The sequence below is a fragment of the Spongiibacter thalassae genome (assembly GCF_012272835.1).
Lineage (GTDB): Bacteria > Pseudomonadota > Gammaproteobacteria > Pseudomonadales > Spongiibacteraceae > Spongiibacter > Spongiibacter thalassae.
Genome location: NZ_JAAWWK010000001.1, coordinates 491,907 through 512,297 on the forward strand (window position 1 = coordinate 491,907; position 20,391 = coordinate 512,297).

Below are 20,391 nucleotides of genomic sequence, written 5' to 3' on the forward strand. Positions count from 1 at the left end.
CATCACGGTTACCTTTTTTGAGGGAAAGCATGAATAAGCGATATAACAAGCCCATTCCCTGTGGCTGGTTTGCCATTGACTACTGTACGGCGTTGGATGTCGGCGAGGTGAAGCCGCTGCGTTACTTCGGTCGCGATTTGGTGCTGTTTCGCACTGAGTCGGGAGAGGCCTCATTGATCGACGCCCATTGCCCCCATTTGGGGGCCCACCTTGGGCACGGGGGCAAGGTGAAGGGCGAGAATATCGCATGCCCCTTCCACGCCTGGGAGTTTGGTGGTGACGGCTTCTGCAAGAATGTGCCCTACGCCAAAAATATGCCGCCGAAGGTGGTTGATAAACAGGCGCTGCGCACCTACCCGGTGGTCGAATTGAATCAGATGATCTGGGCCTGGTATCACCCCAGCGACGCGCCCCCGCAATGGGAGGTAGAGAAGCACCCGGAACTGCATTCTGACGAATGGTCGGCCATTGATGTCTATGAATGGCAGATCAACGCGATCATTCAGGAGACCGGTGAGAATGCGGTAGATATCGCCCACTTTGTGACAGTGCACGAGTCGCCGGAGATGCCGGTGGGCGAGGTCAATATTGATGGTTATCGACGCAGCACGGTAATGGATAGTTTGCAGCACGCTATCGATGAGCACGGCAATGTCGACCTCAGTGGTGAAAATTTCGATATGGGACGTTTGGAAACCAGCTCCTACGGCCCCGGCCAAACCTTTCAGAAGTTTTCCCGCATGTTCGACATTGTGATGATGGGCACCATTACCCCCATCGACGACCAGCGTATTCATATGCGCTTCAATTTCAGTATGCCGCGGGAGCAGAGCGAGGAAAACGCGTTGTACGGCAATGGTTTTCGCGACGAGATTGTGCGCCAGGTGGGGCAGGATATTCCCATTTGGGAAAACAAGATCTATCTCGAAGAACCCACCCTGTGCGACGGCGACGGTCCGATTGCCAAATACCGAAAATGGTTTAACCAGTTCTATGTTGCCTGATTGCGACGGTGGCATTTGCGACATCAATAATAACGAGGACATGCTATGACAACGACCACGGCCCCTATGGGTAAACCCGGTGATATTCTGAATTGGCCGATGCTGAAAATCCGCTATATGACGGACCCGGAAAATATCGCTCGCCTGCTGCCGCCGGGTATTGAGCCGGGTAGACAACCGGGAGTGACCATCACAATCTATAACTTTCCGGTGCTGAATGAACCGGAGTATGGCTGCGTAGTGAATGTCGATGCGAACTTCAATGGCATTGAAGGGGAGTACACCCTGGGTATTGCTATCGACCAGGAGGCGGCCATTTACGGTAGCCACGAGCGCTGGGGGCAGCCTAAATACTATGGCGAAACCCGGTACTTTCGGTTGATGGATTTCGTCAGTGCCAAGGTCAGTCATCGCGGTTATACGTTTCTGGAGTTCAGTGGGCAGGTGACCGGTGAAGGGGAGATTCCCCCCGAAATAGAGACCAATGAATGGTGGATAAAACATCTGCGCGGTGTCGATATGACCAAGCCTGATTGGGATTTTCCACCCCATGTTGTGCGGGTGTATTCCAAATATGGCACCGCCCATGTGGAAAAATTGCAGGGCAAGGTGACGTTGATCGATAGCCCCTGGGACCCGGTAGCCAGTCAGTTGCCAATGCGTGGCGAGGCAGATGCCTGGTTGTGGACGCCGATCTTTCTGGATCGCCAAATCACCCTGGACGCGCCCCTGGATCCCGAGGCCTTCATTCCCTTTGCAGACACTATCGGTGGCTCTCGTTGGCCGGGTGAAAACGGTGGGCCGAAAGCCGTAGAATAGGGATTTCCCCGGAAAGGACTATGGCGAACGAACCGGTGTCGACCCGGTCATAGTCCTTGCCAAGCAGAGGAAATTCCATGAAGAGCCGTGCGTTTTTGTGCGTAGTGTTGTTATCAGGCTGCACGTCGATAAACTCCGACCGAGCGCCCGAGCTGGGAGGAGCGCTTGCTGATCTAGGTTATCGCCCCGGCCAGAACGTCGCGGCAATTGAACGGCTGGGGATTCGCGCCTGGCAATACGTCGATAGCCGTCATCTGGTGATAAGTAGCGAGTACGGCAATTATCTGCTGAGATTTTTCAGCGACTGTATGGTCGAGCCCAATATGCGCGAGGTCTCCCTGGCTGGCAGCGGGCAGTTGTTTACCCGCGTTGATCCAGTGGTACTGACCGGTGAATCCGGTGACCGGGAGTGCGCAGTGGCGCATATGCAGCGCCTTTATTTAAGCGATTGAAGTGGCTGGGGGTTACTGTTGAGCCTGTTGCTGCTGTTGGCGGGGGGCGGTTTTACTGCCGCCTTTGCCGAAGCTGGTGGGGGCAATGTCATTGAAGCTGCTCACTGACACATGGGGAGGCTGCTCAACGAGAGCGGTGCCTGTCGCTTCACGTTGTACCCACACGGTATGCATATTGGCTGCTTGTGCCGCATCCAGTTCTTCCACAATATCAGATAGAAACAGAATTTCCTGTGGGGGTTTGTCGATGCTGCGCGCAATATTGCGGTAGGAGGCGGCATCGCGCTTGGGGCCGCTGGTAGTGTCGAAATAATCGTTAAACAGAAATCGCAGATCGCCGCCCTCGCTGTAGCCGAAGAACAGCTTCTGGGCGAAGATTGAACCGGAGCTGTAAACGTAGAGCTCGATACCCTGCTGGTGCCAGGCTTTCAGCTGCTCGACCGCGTCGGCATAGACGTGGGCCTTGAACTCGCCGTTGCGGTAGCCGCTTTCCCAAATCAGTCCCTGCAAGCTTTTCAGTGGGGTGATCTTTTTGTCGGCGGCAATCCAGTCGAGCAACTGTTGGATTTGTCCTTCGGTGTCATCAACCGAGAGCTTGGCGCGGGCGGCGACATCGTTAAGCAGGGCGGCCACGCGCTTTTCTCCGCGGTGCCGGCGCACATAGTCCGGCAGGGCCGCCGTGGAATAGGGAAACAGCACCTCGTGCACGAAATCGATAGAACTCGTGGTGCCTTCTATATCTGTGACGATCGCTTTAATCATGTATTTTCCAGTCGAGAAAAACCGTCGGCGATGTCGCTGCCACTGTAGTGAGCCACCCAGCCGTCGGGGTTGTTGAAAAAGCGAATAGCGACCAGTTCCGGGTTGGGGCCCAGGTCGAACCAGTGTAGCGTATTGGCGGGCACACTGAGCAGATCGCCCTGTTCACAGCAAATTTCGTAAACCTTGTCGCCGATATGCAGGGCAAACAGACCCTGACCATTCACGAAAAAGCGTACCTCGTCTTCAGTGTGGTGGTGCTCGGAAAGGAATTTCTGGCGCAGTTCATTTTTGGCGGGGTTGTCGCTGCGCAGGCTGATGACGTCCACGGTTTGGTAACCCTGCTCTGCTACCAGTGCCTCGACCTGTGGTCGGTAGGCGGCAAGTACGGCTTCCTGACTATCGCCGGCCTTGACGTCGTCGCGGGTGGGCCACTGCTCAAAGCGCACGCCTACTTCGGCCATAAGTGCGCCAATTTCGTGGGCATCAGTGCTCGTTTTCAGGGCGGCTGCGGGGGACGTGTCGGCGAAAATCTGTAGTTGAGTCATAGGGTTCGTCTTCTGATCCGGGGTTAGCGAGTGAGCCGATGCATTTCCAGTTCACAGTGGAGCATAAATTCCAGTGCTTCCAGATTGCGCATACAGGTGTCCAGACATTGTCCCCAGCAATACAGTCCGTGTCCGCGAATCAGATAACCGGGACACTCAGGGTGCTCTAGCAAATACTGATCCACTTCGTTGGCCAGCGCGGCAATATCCTGGGTATTGTCGAATATGGGAATAGCCACACTGCCGGCGTGGGTGTCTATGCCGTCAAAGGCCTTCAATAGTTCGTAGTCGGTCAGTTGAATGGCGCCGCTGTCGGCCAGCAGCCGTGACAACAGGGTGGCATTTGTCGAATGGCAGTGCAGCACCGCGCCCACCGTAGGAAAACGCTTATACAACTGAGTGTGCAGCAGGGTTTCCGCTGAGGGCTTGCCGTCGGTGACGGGCCTGCCGTCGAAATCTACCGCGATAAAGTCGGTGGGCGCGAGGCGACCCTTGTGTTTGCCGGAAGCGGTCAACAGCGCCAGTTCGTCGTCCAGCCGCAGTGAAAAATTGCCGCTGGTCGCGGGTACCCAGCCCCGGTCATACAGTTCGCTGCCGGCAGCGGCCAGGGCGATGGCTTTGTCGTAAAAGGTTTTGGTTTTCTTCATTACTGGGCATCCTCGGCGGCATTCAGATGGGCGAGAACGCGCTCGCGATCTGGCTGGTAAATAACGCCGTGCTCGGTAACGATGGCGTCAATGAGGGCGGCGGGGGTAACGTCAAAGGCCGGATTGCTGACCTGACAGCCCTCCGGGGCCACGCGTTGGCCGTAGCTGTGGGTAATTTCCTCGGCAGGGCGTTGCTCGATGGGGATTTGAGGCCCATCGATGTTGCGGTCGAAGGTGCTTGTCGGTGCGGCAACCATCACCTTCACGCCGTGATGTCGGGCGATGATGGCCAGGTTGTAGGTGCCGATTTTGTTGGCGGCATCGCCATTGGCGGCGACCCGGTCGGCGCCGACAATGACCCAGCTGGGGCGCAACTCCCGCATCAACTGTGCGGCGGCGCCCTCTATGGCTAGGGTGACCGGAATATTGTCCTGCATTAATTCCCAACTGGTGAGGCGGGCACCCTGCATCCACGGGCGGGTTTCCCCGGCGATAACGCCGCGCAGCCGTCCGTCGCGCCAGGCTGAGCGGATGACACCCAGCGCTGTGCCGTAACCGCCGGTGGCCAGTGCACCGGCATTGCAGTGAGTATAAACAATGCTGTTTTCTGGTATGAGGCTTGCCCCGTGGTCGCCGATACGCCGGTTGATATGAATATCTTCAGCGTGGAGCGCCTTGGCCAACTCCAGCAGTGCGCCGGCAACATCGCCGCCATTGCCATATTGCTCAATGATGCTGTCGCAGCGCTGCAAGGCCCAGAACAGATTTACCGCGGTGGGACGGCTGTCGGCCAGCGCTCTGCGAGGTGTGTCGAGGGCCTGTGTCCAGGCCGCCACACTGGGTTGTGAGGTGCAGCGCCGGGCGGCGAGAGCCATGCCGTAGGCGGCGGTAATACCGATGGCGGGGGCGCCACGTACCACCATATCGCGAATAGCCGTGGCGACGGACTCTGCATCGTCGTAGCTCAGGTAGTCACAATGAGCCGGCAGGCGGCGCTGATCGAGCAGTTGCAGTTGGTCGTTGTGCCAGCGGATTGCATCGGGTGTAGACAAGGGGCAGCCTCCGTTTTTCAGGGGCGCCATTATAAAGCAGGGTGTCTTCGGCTCATAGCAGGTAAAATAGCGAATTTCGTATGCTGGAAACGGGTAAAGGGCGATGATGGAATCGGTGTGGTTTTGGTTGGTACTGGCCGGGGTGATTATTTTGGCTCTGGCCGCCTACGCGGGGTATTTATTGTTGGCGCTGCGCCGCCAGAAACAAGCTGCGGCAGCGGTGGTGCAGATACAGCAACCTGAGGCGGCGCCTGCAAGTCAGTCGCTGGATGCGGTGGAATCTGTAAAGGTGCTGGCGCGCTGTTTCATCGACGGTCAGGTTGGGGCGAGCGAGGCAGCACTGCGTATTGCCGTATTGCTGGACCAGCCGCAGGTGCCCGCCGCGGTGGTGGCTCAGGGGCAAGTATTTCGCGACGTGGCGGCGGCGCTGGCACATATTCCCACCCACCAGCAGTGGCGGGAATTGAGCCGCGAACAGCGGGATCAGTTTCGCGCGGAGATGGACAGTATCGAGGAAAACAGCAAAGCACAGATGCTGGAGGCTGCACAGCGTCTGGGAGCGAGCGCTTAATCCCGCTTGGGGAACTTTTCCACCAAACGGTTCAGTCCGCTTACCAGGCTGTGTTGCAGCTTAAGCTGGTCGTCCAGCGACTCCTTTTGCAGGGGGTCGAAACCAAAAATTGATTCGTGCAGGGGAGCGAGGGTGACGTAGCCGAGAATCATGCAGTGGAAGGCCATTGCGGTCGGCACATTAATCCATTCGCTGTCCGGGTTGTTGGCACTGTCGCTGATAAAGGAAAAAAAACGGCGATACCAACGGTCGCTAAGCAAGTCGAGGGTTTCGTCCCTGGCGAGGGTGGCGTGTTGCACTAGTCTGGCAATATTGGGTTTGGTGCTTAACTCAGTCATTACCACTTGAATCTGTTGACTCATTTCGTGGAAGTTCGATGCGGCGTCCAGCTTGTCGGTGGCTTCCGCCAGAGGGGCCATCAGGCGCCCGCAAACCTCTTCGTATATCGCCAGTTTGTTGTTGTAGTGCTTGTAAATGCCGGGACTGCTGATTCCCACCTGAGCCGCAATTTCACTGACTGATGTGGCGGCAAAGCCCTGCTGGGCAAACAGTTCCTCGGCGACTTGGAGTATGCGCTCTTTGGTATTGCGGCGCCTGGCCATGATGCTTTCCTATTCAGTGTGTCAGTGGCGCGATAGTGCGCTCTTGCAGTAGGAGCCAGGCCAATCCGGCGGCGCAGGCGAGGCTGAGGATAAGCAGCCCCAGGGATTGCCAGCGGTAGCGGCGGCTGAGGGATTCCGGCTCCGAAGTAGCAATGATAAACGGTTGTTGGCGGCTCGGCGAATAGCTCAGCATATTAATTGCGTCGGCGGGGGGCTGGTTGCGGCGTTCCCGCTCCGCTTTTCGCAGGGCTTCACGACGGGCGAGTTCCCACTCCTGCAGGTCGATATTGCCGTCGCCGTCGCGGTCAAACCGGGCAATCAGACCGTCGTAGTCCTGCTTCCACTCGTTGAGTATGTCGGCCATGCGCTGCTGATTCAGCTCACTGTCGCTGGGGGGGTGCCGGGTCTGGAAATAACCCAGGGCATAGATCAGGTCGTTGTCACACAGCAACTCCTCGGTATAGCGATAGCGGGAGCCGAGCAGGCCCGAGAGTAGTCCGCCATCGTCGGTGCCGGGGTAGCGGGAATGCCCGTGCCAGACCCTTTTACGATGACTGCTGATGTCGGCGCGTTGGGGCTGCACGTAGCACTGGCCTGTGCCGTCGCTGAGGATAAAGGCGCGCTCGCTGCTTTTGCTTTCCAGGGTGCGCCAGCTGGAATTCTTGCCGCGGCGCTCGTAGCGTTCAATACGGTAGCGAAACCACTGGCAGGGGGTGTTGCTCAGGCGGCTGAGCAGTGGGGGCGTGTTGTCCTCGCGGCTGATGTGCCCCATCAATTCGACATAGCCCTGAGGGGCGGAGCGAATTTTCGATGTTGGGGTGTCTTCGATCAGGCGGGCGCGGGTCAGCCGCCGAATACTGAACCAGGCGGCCAGCGGGGCGATCAGACCGCAGATAATATGGGGGAGGTAGTCCACGCCGACGCAGCCTTAGCTGCGAAACAGCGATTTCATATCCACGTCGGTCAATTCGCCCTTGTCGAACTGCAGCAGGTCAAAGGCTTTAAAGTTAAACCAGCGGGCAATAATGACATCGGGGAATTGCTCAATGCGCACATTGTTGTTATTGACCGCCTCGTTGTAGACCTCGCGGCGGTCGGCAATGGCATTTTCCAGGGCAGAAATGCGCGTCTGCAGTGACTGGAAAGCACTGTCGGCCTTGAGGTCAGGATAGTTCTCTGCCAGCGCAAACAAGCTGCCGAGGTTGGCGCGCAGCCCGGTTTCTGCCTGGCCCAGCGCGGGCATGTCGTGGCTAGCCTGGGCGGTGGCCACCTGTTGCCGTGCCTTGATCACCTTTTCAAGAGTGTCCTGCTCAAAGGTCATATATTGGCGGCAGGTTTCCACCAGTTTAGGTAGTTCGTCGTGGCGTTGCTTGAGCAATACGTCAATATTGGCGAGGTGTTTGGAGACGTTGTGCTTCAGATTCACCAGACCGTTATACATCATGACCAGGTACAGGACGGCAAACACTACCACAGCGAGAAATACCATAGTGCCAATTTCCATATCGCTCTCTCTTTTGTCTTATGTCTATCGGGGTTGCGGGGGCTGTTCACATGCGCTGCGTCGCCACGATGGCCTCTGTAACGGCGAATAGCAGTATGTAGTATATCCAAGCAGGTGCTGCACTAAATCCTTGCTGGCGGAAATGCCGCAAAAAAAGTCTGTTTTGCGGCGCCTGTCGCGGTTGAGCTCAGTTTATTTTCCAGCTTGGGGTCGGCAAACCCATATTTTCAAGGAATACCGGGTTGTAAAGCTTGCTTTTGTAGCGATCGCCGTAGTCGCAGAGGATGGTCACAATTGTGTGCCCCGGCCCCAGTTCCCGCGCGAGGGACACGGCCCCGGCGATATTCACCGCAGAGGAGCCACCCAGACACAGCCCTTCGTTTTTCAGCATATCGAAAATATAGGGCAGGGCTTCGGCATCGGTGGGCTGGCAGGCGAAGTCTACTTCGGCCAGACGGAGGTTATCGGTAATCAGGCTGATACCGATGCCCTCGGCAATGGAGCGGCCTTCGCCGTGCAGCTCGCCGGTAGTGTAGTAGTTGTACAAGGCAGAGCCCTGGGGGTCGGCGATGCCGATACGGATATCCTTGTTGCGGGCTTTCAGGGCCCGACTCACCCCGGCCAGGGTGCCGCCGGTGCCAACCGCGCAGATAAAGCCATCGACCTTGCCGTCGGTCTGTTCCCAGATTTCCCGACCAGTGGTTTCTTCATGGATTCTGGCGTTGGCGGTATTGTCAAACTGGCGCGCCCAAATGGCGCCGTTTTCTTCGGTCTCGTTCAGGCTTTCTGCCAGTCGTCGAGCAGTGTGTATGTAGTGATTCGGGTCGCTGTAACCCGTTGCCATAACAAGGCGCAAATCGGCGCCGTACAGGTCCAGCAGTTCAATTTTTTCCCGGCTCTGGCTTTGGGGCATGACGACCACGGTTTTGTAGCCGAGGGCGTTGGCGATCAGCGTGAGGCCAATACCGGTGTTGCCCGCGGTGCCCTCGACAATCGTGCCACCGGGGCGCAGCGTACCGTTCTGTTCTGCATCACGGATAATACCGAGAGCGGTGCGATCTTTTACCGATCCGCCGGGGTTCAGAAATTCCGCTTTGCCAAGAATGGTACATCCGGTGAGTTCAGACACTTGTTTGAGGTGGATCAGTGGGGTGTTGCCGATCAACTCCGGCATGCTCTTATAAGTCATTGGCCTACAATACTCCGTATAGATAGTTGCATGGTATCGGTGCGGGCGCGGGGCGACAAGCACGGACGTGTATTTAGCGCGCCCGAACTGCACGATCGGTTTGGCAAACGTAGCGCAAGAGGCGATACTGGGGGAACTTGTGTTCACGCGTTGGGCGATGGACGGCTGACCGGGATGGTCGGTGATAATCGGGGTGTTGGACAATTGCCCTGTTGGCGGCGATTTGGGGCGTAATGTGAAAAGTGTAATGCGTTGGTTGATCCTGTTGTTTTTTATTAGCGGTGGACTGGCGCACTTCCTGTTTGTCGATGATTTCGCGGCGATTGTGCCGCCGATGCTGCCCTTTCCCAAGTGGGTCGTATGGGCGACCGGAGTGTTTGAACTCGCCATTGCCCCGCTGATTTTCGTGCTCTCGCTGCGGGTAAAGGTGGGGCGTGTGATGGCGCTCTATTGTCTGGCGGTGCTACCCGCCAATATCTATCAACTTTATCTGGAGTCCGGTGGGCCAGACTCTGACACCACCTTGTTATGGCTGCGTATTCCCCTGCAATTTGTGCTCATTGGCGCGATTCTATGGGCCACGGGCGATGATCGTCGCCGAGTGATCCGCCTCAATGATAATAACGTAACAACAACACGAGGCTAATTCATGGCAGATGATGTTGATACTGCCCCAATTAACGGCGCCTTTTGGGCGGACTGTATGGAGCGGGTTGCGCAGCAGCGCGACAAAGAGAGCTTTATGCAGATTTTTGATCACTTTTCCCCGCGGGTAAATTCCTATCTTCAGGGACAGGGGGTCGAAGCCTCTGCAGCGGAGGACCTGACCCAGGAGGCCCTGTTGGCCCTGTGGAACAAGGCCCACCTGTACAAGCGCGAGAAGGCGGCGGTGAGTACCTGGTTGTTTCGGGTGGCGCGAAATCTATGGATAGATAAATTGCGTAAACAGCGCGGCATTGCCTATGAGTCGGAGGACGAAATCAGCGAGCTGGTGGATTACGACCCGACTCTGGACGCTGATGGCGACCGCTTGTTGGCGGTAATGGGCGATTTGCCCGGCAATCAGGCCAGTGTTGTCTACAAGTCATACTACGAGGGGAAGAGTCATAGTGAAATTGCTGAGGAAACAGGCATGCCCCTGGGAAGTGTGAAATCGAGTTTGCGGCTGGCGATACGAAGTTTTCGGCAGCATTTTTTAGAGGCTGAATGATGAGTAAGATTGTCCATCATCCCACTGACGAGACGCTATACAGCTATGCTGCTGGTTCGCTGCCTGCCGCAATGGCCCTGGTTGTCGGCTGTCACCTGCAAAACTGTCAGCGGTGCAAAGGTGAGCTGGCCAGGGCGGAATCTGTGGGTGGCGAATTAATGGCCTCCCTTGAGGCCAAGCCCTTGGGAAATGATCGCCGCGAAGCGGTGCTGGCGATGCTTGATGAACCCTCACCCGAGCCTGTGCGTCCTGTTGTCGCTGCCCCTGTTGCCGAGACGGCGGGAGAGATTCCGCCAATGTTGTCGAAATTGTTACCCGCTGAGCGTTATGACGACCTGCCGTGGAAAACCATTGTGCCGGGAATGAAGCAGTTAAAAATTGCCTGCGATGAGGGAGATGCCTTTTTGCTGCGCATCGCCGCGGGCAAGAAAATGCCGGTGCACAGCCATCGTGGCAATGAGTTGACCCTGATTCTGCGCGGCGGCTACAGTGATGCACTGGGCAAATTCAATGCCGGTGATTTCGCCGACCTGGATGGGTCGGTTGAGCACCAGCCCATTGCCGATGACGACGAAGACTGTATTTGTCTTGCCGGAATGGACGCACCGTTGGCGTTCAGAGGCATTATCGCCAGGATGCTACAACCCTTTATTCGAATCTGATACCTGACGGAAGAGCTCTGGACACAGAGGTCTTCCGCCGGTCTCCTGCCCAGCTTAATACTGATAGATGATATCGACACCATAGGTGCGGGGTTCGCCCCAAATTACCGAGCGATCGCTGTGGGGCAGGTTGTCGATAGCAGTGATTTCATACTCTTCGTCGAGTAGATTTTTTCCCCACAAGCCGATATTCAGAGCGCCGTGTTTGCCAGCGGGCATATCGTTGAGGCTCAGTCTTCCATTCAACAAGCCGTATTCGCCAATAAAGGTATTCACCGCATTGTGGCTGCGCACACCGCCGTTGCGCTCGGCCATGTAGTTGTAGCTGATATTGGCAGACATAGCACCCCAGTCGCCCGCGGCCAGGGTGATGTCGGCGGCGGCGGTATAGCTGTGTTTGGGGGCTGAATAGAAACCAAAGCTGTCGGTCACATCGTTGCCCTGACGATCGGTCGCCTGGGTGACCTCGGCGTCGAGGAAGGCGTAATTGAGCATGAGTACGATGGTGTCGGTCGCAATAAAGGTGACATCAGCTTCCAGACCGCGCATTTCCGCTTCGCCGGCGTTGGTGACCTTGGTGTCGGCGACGGTACCCGCGAGGATGAAATTCAGCTGAATATCGGTGTATTCGCTGTAGAAAATATTGGCGTTCACCCTTAGCCGGCGGTCCATCAGTTCGCTTTTAATCCCCGCCTCGATGGAATCCACGTGCTCTTCCTCGAAACCATCGGCAAAACCAAAGCCGTAAACAATACCATCCGGGGCCTCTGAGTCGGTATCGTCGCCCCGTCCCTCGGGGGTATTGGGCCCGGAGGCCTCGCCGGTACTGCCGCGCTGGGGATCGCGGGTGTTAAAACCGCCCGACTTGTACGCCTGAATAAACTTGCCGTAAAGGTTGATGTCCTCGGTGAGGTCGAACTCGGCGATGAAGCTGAAGGAGCTGTCGGTGAAATCCTGGGCTGCAAACACATTGTCAAAGGCGCGGTCGCCGGGAAGCAGAAAGCCGCCCGCGGCCAGTACCGGTTGCAGCGCGCCGGCGTCCTGCATATCAAAGGCGGTATTGCTGTTACGCAGCTCAAGGTAGGTTTTGTCGGTCTGGTTTTTGAGCGCCTGCCGGTGGTCCTTGGAGTAGCGCGCACCAAAGGTCAGATGTATTCGATTGTCGAGGATGTTCGGGGTCCAGGTGAACTGCCCGAACACCGCTTTGGCGGTATTGGCGATATCGTAGCGTTGCGACAGCATATTGACGATGCGGGCATCGCCGCCACTCAGCAGCACGCCCCCCACCGCGGGAACAGGGAACACCCCCTCGCTGATTTTTGAACTGAACTGGTGGTGTATCGGAGCATTGTCTTCGGTGGCGTCTTCCTCGAAATAGTAGAGGCCGACGATATAGTCGAGACTGTCGTCAAACAGTACACCACTGAGCTGAAGTTCGTGGGAGGTTTGCTCCTGGGAAATCTCCGGTACCACCAAGGGCAGGCAGTCCTGACCGGTTTGTGCCCGGGCGGCGGGGCCGCAATACTCGTTGGAATCGACACGGTAGTCTTCCGAGCCAAGGCCGCCGCCAAGATCCGCGTAGGCGGCGTCAAATAATTCGCGGTAGGCGCCGACGTATTTGAACTGAAAGTTCTCGAAATCCTTGGTGAAGATCAGCGCATGCCCTTCAATCTCAGTGATAGAGGGCTCGAAGGCGCGGGCCGTCGCCATATGCGTGAAGCGCTTGTCGCTGTGCTTTGACTCTGACACCGCGTACTCGCGCACCGGTTCGGCCTGTCCCTTATTCTGTACTGCGGGGCGTATCGATTGATAATTGTAGTTGTAGTACTCGTAGTCGGAGCTGTCGTAGGCGTAGTCGAGGGTAGTGCTGTCATTGATGTCCCAGCGCAGGTCGATGCGGAAACCATCCACCTCGCGGTCGCCGAAATCTCCCCCGGGCCCGGTATTTTCAATGAAACCCTCCATTTCGGTGTGTAAATACGCCAATTTAGCGGCGACTGTGTCGGAGATGGGTACGTTTGCCGAGGTTTTGGAGGTGAGCAAGCCACGGTTTCCAAGGGTGAATTTCTGCTTTAGCTCAAAGGCTTCGGTCGTTGGTCGCTTGGTGACCAGATTGATCGCACCACCGGTGGTGTTACGGCCGTAGAGCGTGCCCTGTGGCCCCCGCAAGACTTCGATCCGCTGCAATTCCGCCACGTCCAGCGCGGTGCCAGTGGAGCGCGCGATGTAGACGCCGTCGACGTAGATGCCTATAGGCGGATCCTGGGTGACTTGCACGTCGGAGATGCCAATGCCGCGGATAAAGATTCGCAGGGTGGCATTGTTGATGGGAAAAGGCTCGATGGTCAGGCTGGGCACTTTGGAGCCAATATCAACCAGACTGCCGATGCCATCGATTTCCAGCCGCTCTTCCCCAAACGCGGTCAGTGAAATTGGAGTGTCCTGGAGCGACTCGGTTTTTTTCTGAGCCGTAACGATAACCTCCTCTAAAGTGCGTGTAGCAGATTGGGCGATGACGTGCGAGCTGGCTGATGCGGCGATCAGGCACAGCCCGGCAGTAACAGGTAGAGTTCTCTTCACAAATGCGCTCCGACTGGTTTCATTATTGTTATGCAGCAGGGCTTAGTTAAATCACATTAACTATAGTGGGGCCATAAGCCATTTGTACTAGGGCCGGCTCACGCTATTAGATTCAACGCTGCCGGGGGCGGGCGAGAATTTGCGCGATGGCGCGGTGCACGGTGGGGTTCCAGGCGAAACCAAGGTGGCTGGAGCGCACCGCAATATTTTCAATATTGTCGCCATTCAGACAGGCAATCTCCGGCGACACAATACCGTCGCAGGGGCTGTAGAGCACGGTGGTGGGAACGCTTCGAGGGCCGTTATTGTGGTGTGTCCAGCCGGCAATATCATGATTGGCGTCGTCGGTGGTGCTGCGATTGAGGCGTTTGAGCACCGCCCAGGCGGCGGTGCCCCGGGGATCGCCAAAAGGGGTGCCAAGGGTAATCACCTGGCGCAGGTGTTCGGGGTGGTGTTGGGCCAGAGCGTTGGCGTACAGGCCGCCGAGGCTCCAGCCGATAAGGCTGACCTGTTCACCGCTGTGCCGTGCCAGCGTCTCGATACGCCGGGCGAGAGCCGCGACCTTGCTACGTTGGAATTCCTGCATTTGTTCCAGTTGGGTAATGCGCTCTGCGGGCATGTTTCGCCCCAATCCCCAGGGTTCGGCTCGATAGTGCCAGCGTTTCAGCCAGTAGCGCAGGGCCAACATGCAGCCGTCGGCGCCGCCGTAGCCGGGGATGCACAGCACCGGGTGACCGTCGCCCATGGGTTGTGCGGCGAGCTGCCGGTATTCACTGGCGAGGCGACGACATTCGCTGCTCGCGCGCCAGAATTCCGCGAGGGAATCGCCCAGACAGGGTGGAGATATGGTGGTCATCGGCGTGTCTCGTTGTGGTTATTCATATCCGATTACGCGCTGCCGCATCGAGTTTATTTAATCCGAGTATATTAATCCTAAATCATGGGATGTCTAAGCAGCTGTGTTGCGTATAGACAGGGGGAGAATAGTCTGCTTGTCGAGCGGCGTAAAAAGCGGCTCAAACGGCGTTTATGCTGAATAAATGCCGCGTCTTTGCCGGTTTAGTCTGGCCGATGGCTTCAACAACGACACATAATAGGCTGCTAGTCGTCGAAAATGACGCGATTGCGACCTTTTTGCTTGGCGGTGTAGAGGGCTTTGTCGGCCCGTTCGAACAGCGACAGAGGTGTTTCGTTGCCGTTGCGGACTTCCGCCAAGCCAATACTCACGGTCAGAGGAATCGTCTCGGCGTCGCTGATAATTGCCGGTGAGTATTGAATGGATGAGCGAATGCGTTCGGCAATCCCCCAGGCCGAGCTTTTGTCGGTGGAGGGCAGCAACACCACAAATTCCTCGCCACCGTAACGACCTACCTGGTCGTACTCACGCAGGTTCTGGTTGAGTATGTCCACCGTGTGCTTGAGGGCGATGTCGCCACTGGCGTGGCCGTAGGTGTCGTTCACGTTTTTGAAGTGGTCGATGTCGATCACCATCAGTGTCAGCGGCGTACCCTTGCGGTTTGATTCCGCAATGGAAGAGCTCATCAGCTCGTCGATCATGCGCCGATTCCAGCACTGGGTGAGGGCGTCGCGCGATGCCAGCTGGTTCAGTGTTTGCTCCAGGCGGACAATGCGGCTGCCTGCTCCCAGGCGAACTTTCAGTATGCGCGGATCAAAGGGCTTGCTGAGGAAGTCATCGGCGCCGGACTCCATTGCCTCGACGACGGCGTCGTTACCATCTTTGCCGGTGAGCATCAGAATGTAGAAAAACTGGCCGTCCGGGCGTTCGCGCAGCTTTTTACACAGCTCGGGCCCGCTCATGCCGGGCATCGACCAGTCAATGATAAGTAAATGTGGCGGGGTGTCACCCGACAGGAGTCTGAGGGCGTCTTCTGCGTTGCCGGCGACCAACGGAACAAAGGACCATTCCTCTACTGCCGCGCACAATGCCAGGCGGGTGATGGGGTCGTCGTCAACAATCAAGATATCCATAGACGTCAGATACCTGCCAGAACTTTTAATTCGTCGCTCATCTGGCCCAGTTTGTCCTTTGCTGCCTGCCACTGTGTCGTCCACTCGCTCAGATCCTGACATTGGGCGTTGGTTTCCAATTCAGCAACTTCGTCATAAAAGGCCTTCGACGAAAAATTGCCGAGTGCGCTTTTTATTCGGTGTACTGATGAGGATAGCTGTTTTCTGTCACCTTGGGCGAGGACGCGGTCTATTTCATCTGTCATTTCAGGGAGTTCGCTGAGGAAAAGCTGCGCAATTGTCGCAATCAAGGCGGGCTTGTTATGGGTGATATCCCTTACGCGGGCTTCATCTAGAATCATTTGCAGCATGTCCTTTGGCACTAAGCCCTCGCAATTGGCCGGCGTTAGTGGCATTTCATCAGTCGGATAAGGGAGGCCCTCAACCTGGTGTATCAATTGCTCCGGATCAATCGGTTTACTTAAATATTGGCTCATACCTGCTGTAATACAGCGCTCTTTATCATCGGCCATGGCATGGGCAGTAAGGGCAATGATGGGTATATGATGCCCGTTTTGGGGCTCAAGTTCACGGATTTTGCGCGATGCGGCTAATCCGTCCATGACTGGCATTTGCACGTCCATGAGAATTTTGTCGAAGGGCTGTGACTGAAACTCCCGAACCGCCTCGGCGCCATTGCTGACGATGGTCAGTTTATGCCCTCGGGATGCCAATAAGTCGCTGATGATGCGCTGGTTCACTGTATTGTCTTCGGCGATCAGCAGTGACAGGGATTTCCGTGCAGGTGCGGGCTTTTTGCCGGGCAAAAGCGTTAAATGGGGGGGCGGCGACGGCGTGCTTTGGGCGGCATTAAGGGGAAGGCGAAGGATAAATGTGCTGCCCTTGTTTACCGCGCTGTCGCAAAGTATCTGCCCCTGCATTTGCAGTACCAACTGATGAACAATGGACAGTCCCAGACCGGTGCCTCCGGCTCTCCGTGTAAGACTGCCATCGATCTGGGTGAACGCATCGAAAATTTTGTCGAGATCCTGTTGCTCTATGCCAATGCCTGTGTCGCGGACGGTAAACTCCAGTTGCTCGCCTTCCTGTCGAAGGCTGAGGCTGACGCCGCCGCGCTGGGTGAACTTCAGCCCATTGCCGATAAGGTTGACCAAAATCTGCTTCAATCTGACCGGGTCGCCGTGTACCCAGCGGGGTGCTGAGGGCTCGATCTGCAGTTCCAGACTCAGCTGTTTGCGGGCTGCGGTATCGCGGAATTCCCTTATGAGCAGCTGTAACTCCTGATGCAGATCAAAGTCAGATTGGCTCAGTTCCAGCTTGCCACTGCGCAGTTTTGACAGATCGAGAATATCGTTAATGATGACCAATAGTGAGCTGCCGGAGTGTTCGAGAATATCAATATATTCGAGCTGTTCTTTGCTGAGTGGCGTGGTTTTAAGCAGATTGGCGACACCGATGATGCCGTTCATCGGTGTGCGGATTTCGTGGCTCATATTGGCGAGAAATTCCGACTGCATTCGGGTTTTTTCCTCGGCGCGCAAGCGCGCTGCGTGGGCCTCGGAAGTGCGCTGTTCGACGATTTTTTCCAGCTCGGCATTGTCCTGGGTGAGGCGGTCGATCATTCCGTCCATGGCGCGGGCAAGGATGCCGATCTCGCCGAGATCGCGGAAGTTGGCCCGCTGGCTGAGGTCGCCGGACTGCACCGATCTCGCCAGCGTGGCAAGTGCGCGAATGGGGGCGTAAATATAACTGGCGACCTTGTAGGCGAAAAAAACGGCCAGTGCAGCAATGATAAGAATTGCCGCGTTCAGGCGCGCCAGAATGGCATTTGCCGGGTGCAGTATCTCAGCGACATCTTTTTTAACCATGATTCCCCAACCCAACTCGGGCAAAACCCGGCCGCTGGCCATGACGGCTTCGCCGCGATAGTCGAAGGCATCGCTGTATTCCATACGTTGCGCGGAAACAGGCTGGTTTAGTGGGGCTGCGCGAAGTGAATTGCCCGTGGCGAACCGAAGCGGATGCAGGGGAGTCACCTGGCCAGCGTTGTCCAGCTGAAACAATATCGACTCGCCACTTTCGCCAAAACCGTTGTAGGTGGTGAAAATACGGGTGAAATAGCGCGCGTCGGTGGTCACACTGAGGCTGCCCACTTTGTCGCCAAAATGCATAACGTCCTGAGTCAGGTGAATTTCACTGCGTTCGGCATCGAAATCGAGTTCAACCGGGGGCTTGGAGGCGTTCGCTTCGATATGCGCTTCGTCGTTGCTGATCGTTCGCCCGGGGGCGACCACTGAGGTGATAAGGCGGTTGTCGAGGTCGTAAATACTGACCGCCTTGACGCTGCTGATCGCCATAATGGCGTTTTCCAGACTGACGGCAACGCGACCGGTGTCGATCTGGCCCTCATTGGCATAGTCGTATAAATAGCTTTTCAGGTCGGGGTTGCTGGCAATGAGTTGAACCCGGTCGCGGTGCTGGTTCAGCTGGCCATGCAGGCGCTCGACCTGAATGGCACTGATCGCATGGAGTTCGTTCAAGGCCGAGGATTTCAGGTAGCGTACGGAATGTGAGTAGTCGACGGCACCAAAAATGATAAGCGGAAGCAGGGCGAATATGCAAAAGCTGAGTACGAGCTGCTTCAGTAGCGACATAGGGTCTCAGTGAGCCTGATTAAGTCATTGGGTTGCCACAGCGACAGGTGCGTCGCTGTGGCATACTAGCCGTGGGTCGCTGAGATGCAGACTAACACCACCGTCACGACAGCAATAACAGGCGCCAGCCCCACGCCGAGCTGAGTAAGTCCGCCAGTCACGCCCAAGAGGGCGATATTGGCGATAAGGGGGAGGCCCAGAGATTGATTGCTTCTCATTTCCTTGCCTGCTGTTATTAACTGAGTTAGCAGTGAGTATATCTTTCGCGTCAATTTTTGGGATTCGCGATAATACTTAGACGTATCAGGGAGATAACAGTTTCTTCCGGCGGCCTGATAGGACAAAACAGTCTAAACGTCGCTAATTTTATTCTGGAAAACCCATGTGGCCGTCTTTTATCCCTATAGAACCCTCGTTTGCCGCAATGCTGATTGCCCTTGGGATTGCAGCGGGCATCATTAACACCTTGGCGGGGGGCGGCTCTAACCTCACCCTGCCCGCCTTGATGGTGATGGGTTTGCCCGCCGATGTGGCCAATGCCACGAATCGGGTAGGGGTGTTGTTACAGTCGCTGGCGGCGGTAAGGGGGTTTTCCAAACGAGCGGTAATGCCCCTTGACGATGCCCCGGCGATCGTGACGCCGACACTCATTGGTTCGCTGCTGGGCACAGTCGCTGCTGTTGGCGCGCCTCAGGAGTTATTAAAACCGGCACTGTTGCTGGCCATGGTGGCGATGAGCCTGCTGATTTTGCTCAAACCGGACACCATCGCGCCGCCGCCGGGTACACCTCCGACCAAGGTCGCCGATTCGCGGTCGGCCTGGTGGGTGCTTTTTTTGGCGGGCATTTATGGTGGCTTTGTGCAGGCCGGCGTGGGCTTTATTCTGATTGCGGCGCTGGCCGGGTCGCTGCGCTACGATCTGCTGCGAAGCAACGCGCTGAAAATGCTTTGCACCAGCGCCTTAACGGTAGTCGCGTTGGCGATCTTTATCTGGCAGGGGCTGATTGAATGGGTGCCGGGTCTGGTATTGGCCCTGGGCACGGTGGTGGGAGCTCGCCTGGGGGTGAGAATTGCCATGCGTACCAGTCAAACGGCGCTGAAGTGGTTTTTGTTCGTAATGACCGTGGTCGCCAGCGTGGCGGCACTGTTGAATTAGGGTTGGCCGCCGCGGGGGAATGGCTGGGGTCGGGCTTAATCACTGATAAAGGCGGTTAATAAGCTGTCTGCCTGTTGTTTGCCAATGTCGATAAGCTCGCCAATCTGTGAGCGGGCAATGCCCAGTTGGCTCCATGCGCCGTCGCTTATGGCGGGTACCTCCGGGTTATCCGTGCTATCAGTCTCACACAGCATCGCGAGGCTGTTGGCCATGTGTACCACCATTGTCAGGTCACTGGGGTGGCCCAGTTTTTCCGGCTGATGGTGGCTGTATATTGACTCCTGCAGGGAACGTGGCAGCTGCCATTGCAGCGCGAGTTCCAGCCCGACGTTGGTGTGGTCGAAGTCGAACACGTCCTGTTCAATGACGTGGCTGGGGCTGGTCTCATGTGGGTCGCGGCTACGGGCTACACACTCTTCAACCTGCTCACCGACAGTGCTGTACATGATGAGCTGGCCGACATCGTGGAGCAGTCCGGCGGTGAAGGCTTCGCCCGGTTCCACCGATTTGCAGCGCTCGGCGATGGCGTGGGCGACCAGAGCGGTGTAAATACTGTGTCGCCAGAAATCTTCCATAGAGATCAGTTCATTGTCGATACCATCGAAGCTGCGTGCCACTTCGATGCTCATCACCAAGTCCAGCATTCGGCGTGAGCCGATGCGACCAATCGCTTTCTCTACGGTATTTACCGGGTCGAGGTTGCGCAGCAACACACTATTTCCGAGTTTCAGTATCTTTGCGGTCAGTGCGGTATCCGCTTCAATAATGGCAGCGACATCTTTCAAACTGCAAAGAGGCTCTTTCAGCTGGCGATTGACCTCCAGTGCGACACCGGGCAATGAAATCAGGTTGCCGGCACGGGCAACCATGGTTTTGGCATCCAGCATATACAACCCCTCGGTTTTTTCTAAGCATAGCCGAGGTGAGGTAAAAGCGTTGTCTTTGTGTCAGTAGGGAGTAACAAGCCCTGACCTGTGAGGAGGAGCGGCCGAT

Annotated in this window: 22 protein-coding genes; 8 read left to right on the plus strand and 14 right to left on the minus strand. The window is 56.6% G+C overall.

Annotation, left to right across the window (positions count from 1 at the left end):
- Positions 1-29 precede the first annotated feature (29 nt).
- The 3 genes from HCU74_RS02010 to HCU74_RS02020 all read left to right on the plus strand — a co-directional run bounded on the left by HCU74_RS02010 (position 30) and on the right by HCU74_RS02020 (position 2,275).
- Entirely contained in the window at positions 30-1,004 is a 975-nt protein-coding gene (locus tag HCU74_RS02010; RefSeq protein ID WP_168448718.1) for a Rieske 2Fe-2S domain-containing protein, read from the plus strand.
- Positions 1,005-1,049: 45 nt separating this feature from the next.
- Positions 1,050-1,823: an acetoacetate decarboxylase family protein gene (locus HCU74_RS02015; RefSeq protein WP_168448719.1), complete on the plus strand. Its 774-nt coding sequence runs from the start codon at positions 1,050-1,052 to the stop codon at positions 1,821-1,823.
- A gap of 77 nt (positions 1,824-1,900) precedes the next feature.
- Positions 1,901-2,275 carry a DUF6491 family protein gene (locus HCU74_RS02020; protein WP_168448720.1) on the plus strand — a complete coding sequence of 125 codons (375 nt, stop codon included), beginning with the start codon at positions 1,901-1,903 and terminating at the stop codon, positions 2,273-2,275.
- A 12-nt stretch (positions 2,276-2,287) separates the two neighbouring features.
- On the opposite strand, the gene mtnC is transcribed toward HCU74_RS02020, so the two are convergent.
- From mtnC to mtnA, 4 genes are read right to left on the minus strand one after another with little or no spacing between them, the layout of a single operon-like run.
- Positions 2,288-3,037 carry an acireductone synthase gene (gene mtnC / locus HCU74_RS02025; protein ID WP_168448721.1) on the minus strand — a complete coding sequence of 250 codons (750 nt, stop codon included), beginning with the start codon at positions 3,035-3,037 and terminating at the stop codon, positions 2,288-2,290.
- Positions 3,034-3,582, minus strand: a complete 549-nt coding sequence (locus tag HCU74_RS02030) for a 1,2-dihydroxy-3-keto-5-methylthiopentene dioxygenase (protein WP_168448722.1) — start codon at positions 3,580-3,582, stop codon at positions 3,034-3,036. Before HCU74_RS02030 ends, mtnC begins: the two co-directional genes overlap by 4 nt.
- A gap of 23 nt (positions 3,583-3,605) precedes the next feature.
- Complete coding sequence (locus HCU74_RS02035) at positions 3,606-4,229, minus strand: methylthioribulose 1-phosphate dehydratase (protein ID WP_168448723.1); 624 nt, start codon at positions 4,227-4,229, stop codon at positions 3,606-3,608.
- Complete coding sequence (gene mtnA / locus HCU74_RS02040) at positions 4,229-5,281, minus strand: S-methyl-5-thioribose-1-phosphate isomerase (RefSeq protein ID WP_210425073.1); 1,053 nt, start codon at positions 5,279-5,281, stop codon at positions 4,229-4,231. Before mtnA ends, HCU74_RS02035 begins: the two co-directional genes overlap by 1 nt.
- Before the next feature lie 103 nt (positions 5,282-5,384).
- Between mtnA and HCU74_RS02045 the strand changes: the two genes are divergently transcribed.
- Positions 5,385-5,852, plus strand: coding sequence for a DUF2489 domain-containing protein (locus tag HCU74_RS02045; protein ID WP_168448725.1), 468 nt, complete (start codon positions 5,385-5,387; stop codon positions 5,850-5,852).
- On the opposite strand, the gene HCU74_RS02050 is transcribed toward HCU74_RS02045, so the two are convergent.
- The 4 genes from HCU74_RS02050 to HCU74_RS02065 form a co-directional block, all read right to left on the minus strand.
- Complete coding sequence (locus HCU74_RS02050) at positions 5,849-6,454, minus strand: TetR/AcrR family transcriptional regulator (protein ID WP_168448726.1); 606 nt, start codon at positions 6,452-6,454, stop codon at positions 5,849-5,851. The genes HCU74_RS02045 and HCU74_RS02050 overlap by 4 nt on opposite strands.
- Positions 6,455-6,467: 13 nt before the next feature.
- Entirely contained in the window at positions 6,468-7,370 is a 903-nt protein-coding gene (locus HCU74_RS02055; protein ID WP_168448727.1) for a GIDE domain-containing protein, read from the minus strand.
- A gap of 12 nt (positions 7,371-7,382) precedes the next feature.
- A complete protein-coding gene (locus HCU74_RS02060; RefSeq protein WP_168448728.1) occupies positions 7,383-7,958 on the minus strand; it encodes a LemA family protein in 576 nt (191 codons plus the stop codon).
- Between the two features lie 187 nt (positions 7,959-8,145).
- Entirely contained in the window at positions 8,146-9,147 is a 1,002-nt protein-coding gene (locus HCU74_RS02065; protein ID WP_168448729.1) for a cysteine synthase A, read from the minus strand.
- Positions 9,148-9,382: 235 nt separating this feature from the next.
- Between HCU74_RS02065 and HCU74_RS02070 the strand changes: the two genes are divergently transcribed.
- Genes HCU74_RS02070 through HCU74_RS02080 form a run of 3 tightly spaced genes read left to right on the plus strand, consistent with a single transcriptional unit; the run spans position 9,383 to position 11,019 of the window.
- Positions 9,383-9,793 carry a DoxX family protein gene (locus HCU74_RS02070; RefSeq protein WP_168448730.1) on the plus strand — a complete coding sequence of 137 codons (411 nt, stop codon included), beginning with the start codon at positions 9,383-9,385 and terminating at the stop codon, positions 9,791-9,793.
- A 3-nt stretch (positions 9,794-9,796) separates the two neighbouring features.
- Positions 9,797-10,357 (plus strand): sigma-70 family RNA polymerase sigma factor, encoded by a 561-nt coding sequence (locus tag HCU74_RS02075; protein WP_210425074.1) that lies wholly within the window; start codon positions 9,797-9,799, stop codon positions 10,355-10,357.
- The gene (locus tag HCU74_RS02080) at positions 10,354-11,019 is read left to right on the plus strand and encodes a ChrR family anti-sigma-E factor (RefSeq protein WP_168448731.1); all 666 of its coding nucleotides are present in this window, start codon (positions 10,354-10,356) and stop codon (positions 11,017-11,019) included. Before HCU74_RS02075 ends, HCU74_RS02080 begins: the two co-directional genes overlap by 4 nt.
- Before the next feature lie 54 nt (positions 11,020-11,073).
- Here the strand turns inward: HCU74_RS02080 and HCU74_RS02085 are convergent, their stop codons facing one another.
- The 5 genes from HCU74_RS02085 to HCU74_RS02105 all read right to left on the minus strand — a co-directional run bounded on the left by HCU74_RS02085 (position 11,074) and on the right by HCU74_RS02105 (position 18,460).
- Positions 11,074-13,599 carry a TonB-dependent receptor plug domain-containing protein gene (locus HCU74_RS02085; RefSeq protein WP_168448732.1) on the minus strand — a complete coding sequence of 842 codons (2,526 nt, stop codon included), beginning with the start codon at positions 13,597-13,599 and terminating at the stop codon, positions 11,074-11,076.
- Between the two features lie 112 nt (positions 13,600-13,711).
- On the minus strand, positions 13,712-14,455 hold the full coding sequence (locus HCU74_RS02090; RefSeq protein WP_168448733.1) for an alpha/beta fold hydrolase: 744 nt from the start codon (positions 14,453-14,455) through the stop codon (positions 13,712-13,714).
- Positions 14,456-14,700: 245 nt separating this feature from the next.
- Positions 14,701-15,588 (minus strand): diguanylate cyclase, encoded by an 888-nt coding sequence (locus HCU74_RS02095; protein WP_168448734.1) that lies wholly within the window; start codon positions 15,586-15,588, stop codon positions 14,701-14,703.
- Between the two features lie 5 nt (positions 15,589-15,593).
- On the minus strand, positions 15,594-18,242 hold the full coding sequence (locus HCU74_RS02100; protein ID WP_168448735.1) for an ATP-binding protein: 2,649 nt from the start codon (positions 18,240-18,242) through the stop codon (positions 15,594-15,596).
- A gap of 65 nt (positions 18,243-18,307) precedes the next feature.
- Complete coding sequence (locus tag HCU74_RS02105) at positions 18,308-18,460, minus strand: hypothetical protein (RefSeq protein WP_168448736.1); 153 nt, start codon at positions 18,458-18,460, stop codon at positions 18,308-18,310.
- A 164-nt stretch (positions 18,461-18,624) separates the two neighbouring features.
- Here HCU74_RS02105 and HCU74_RS02110 point away from each other — a divergent pair, with 164 nt between their 5' ends.
- Positions 18,625-19,398 (plus strand): sulfite exporter TauE/SafE family protein, encoded by a 774-nt coding sequence (locus HCU74_RS02110; RefSeq protein ID WP_168448737.1) that lies wholly within the window; start codon positions 18,625-18,627, stop codon positions 19,396-19,398.
- A 35-nt stretch (positions 19,399-19,433) separates the two neighbouring features.
- Here the strand turns inward: HCU74_RS02110 and HCU74_RS02115 are convergent, their stop codons facing one another.
- Complete coding sequence (locus HCU74_RS02115) at positions 19,434-20,285, minus strand: HDOD domain-containing protein (protein ID WP_168448738.1); 852 nt, start codon at positions 20,283-20,285, stop codon at positions 19,434-19,436.
- Positions 20,286-20,391: the final 106 nt, after the last annotated feature.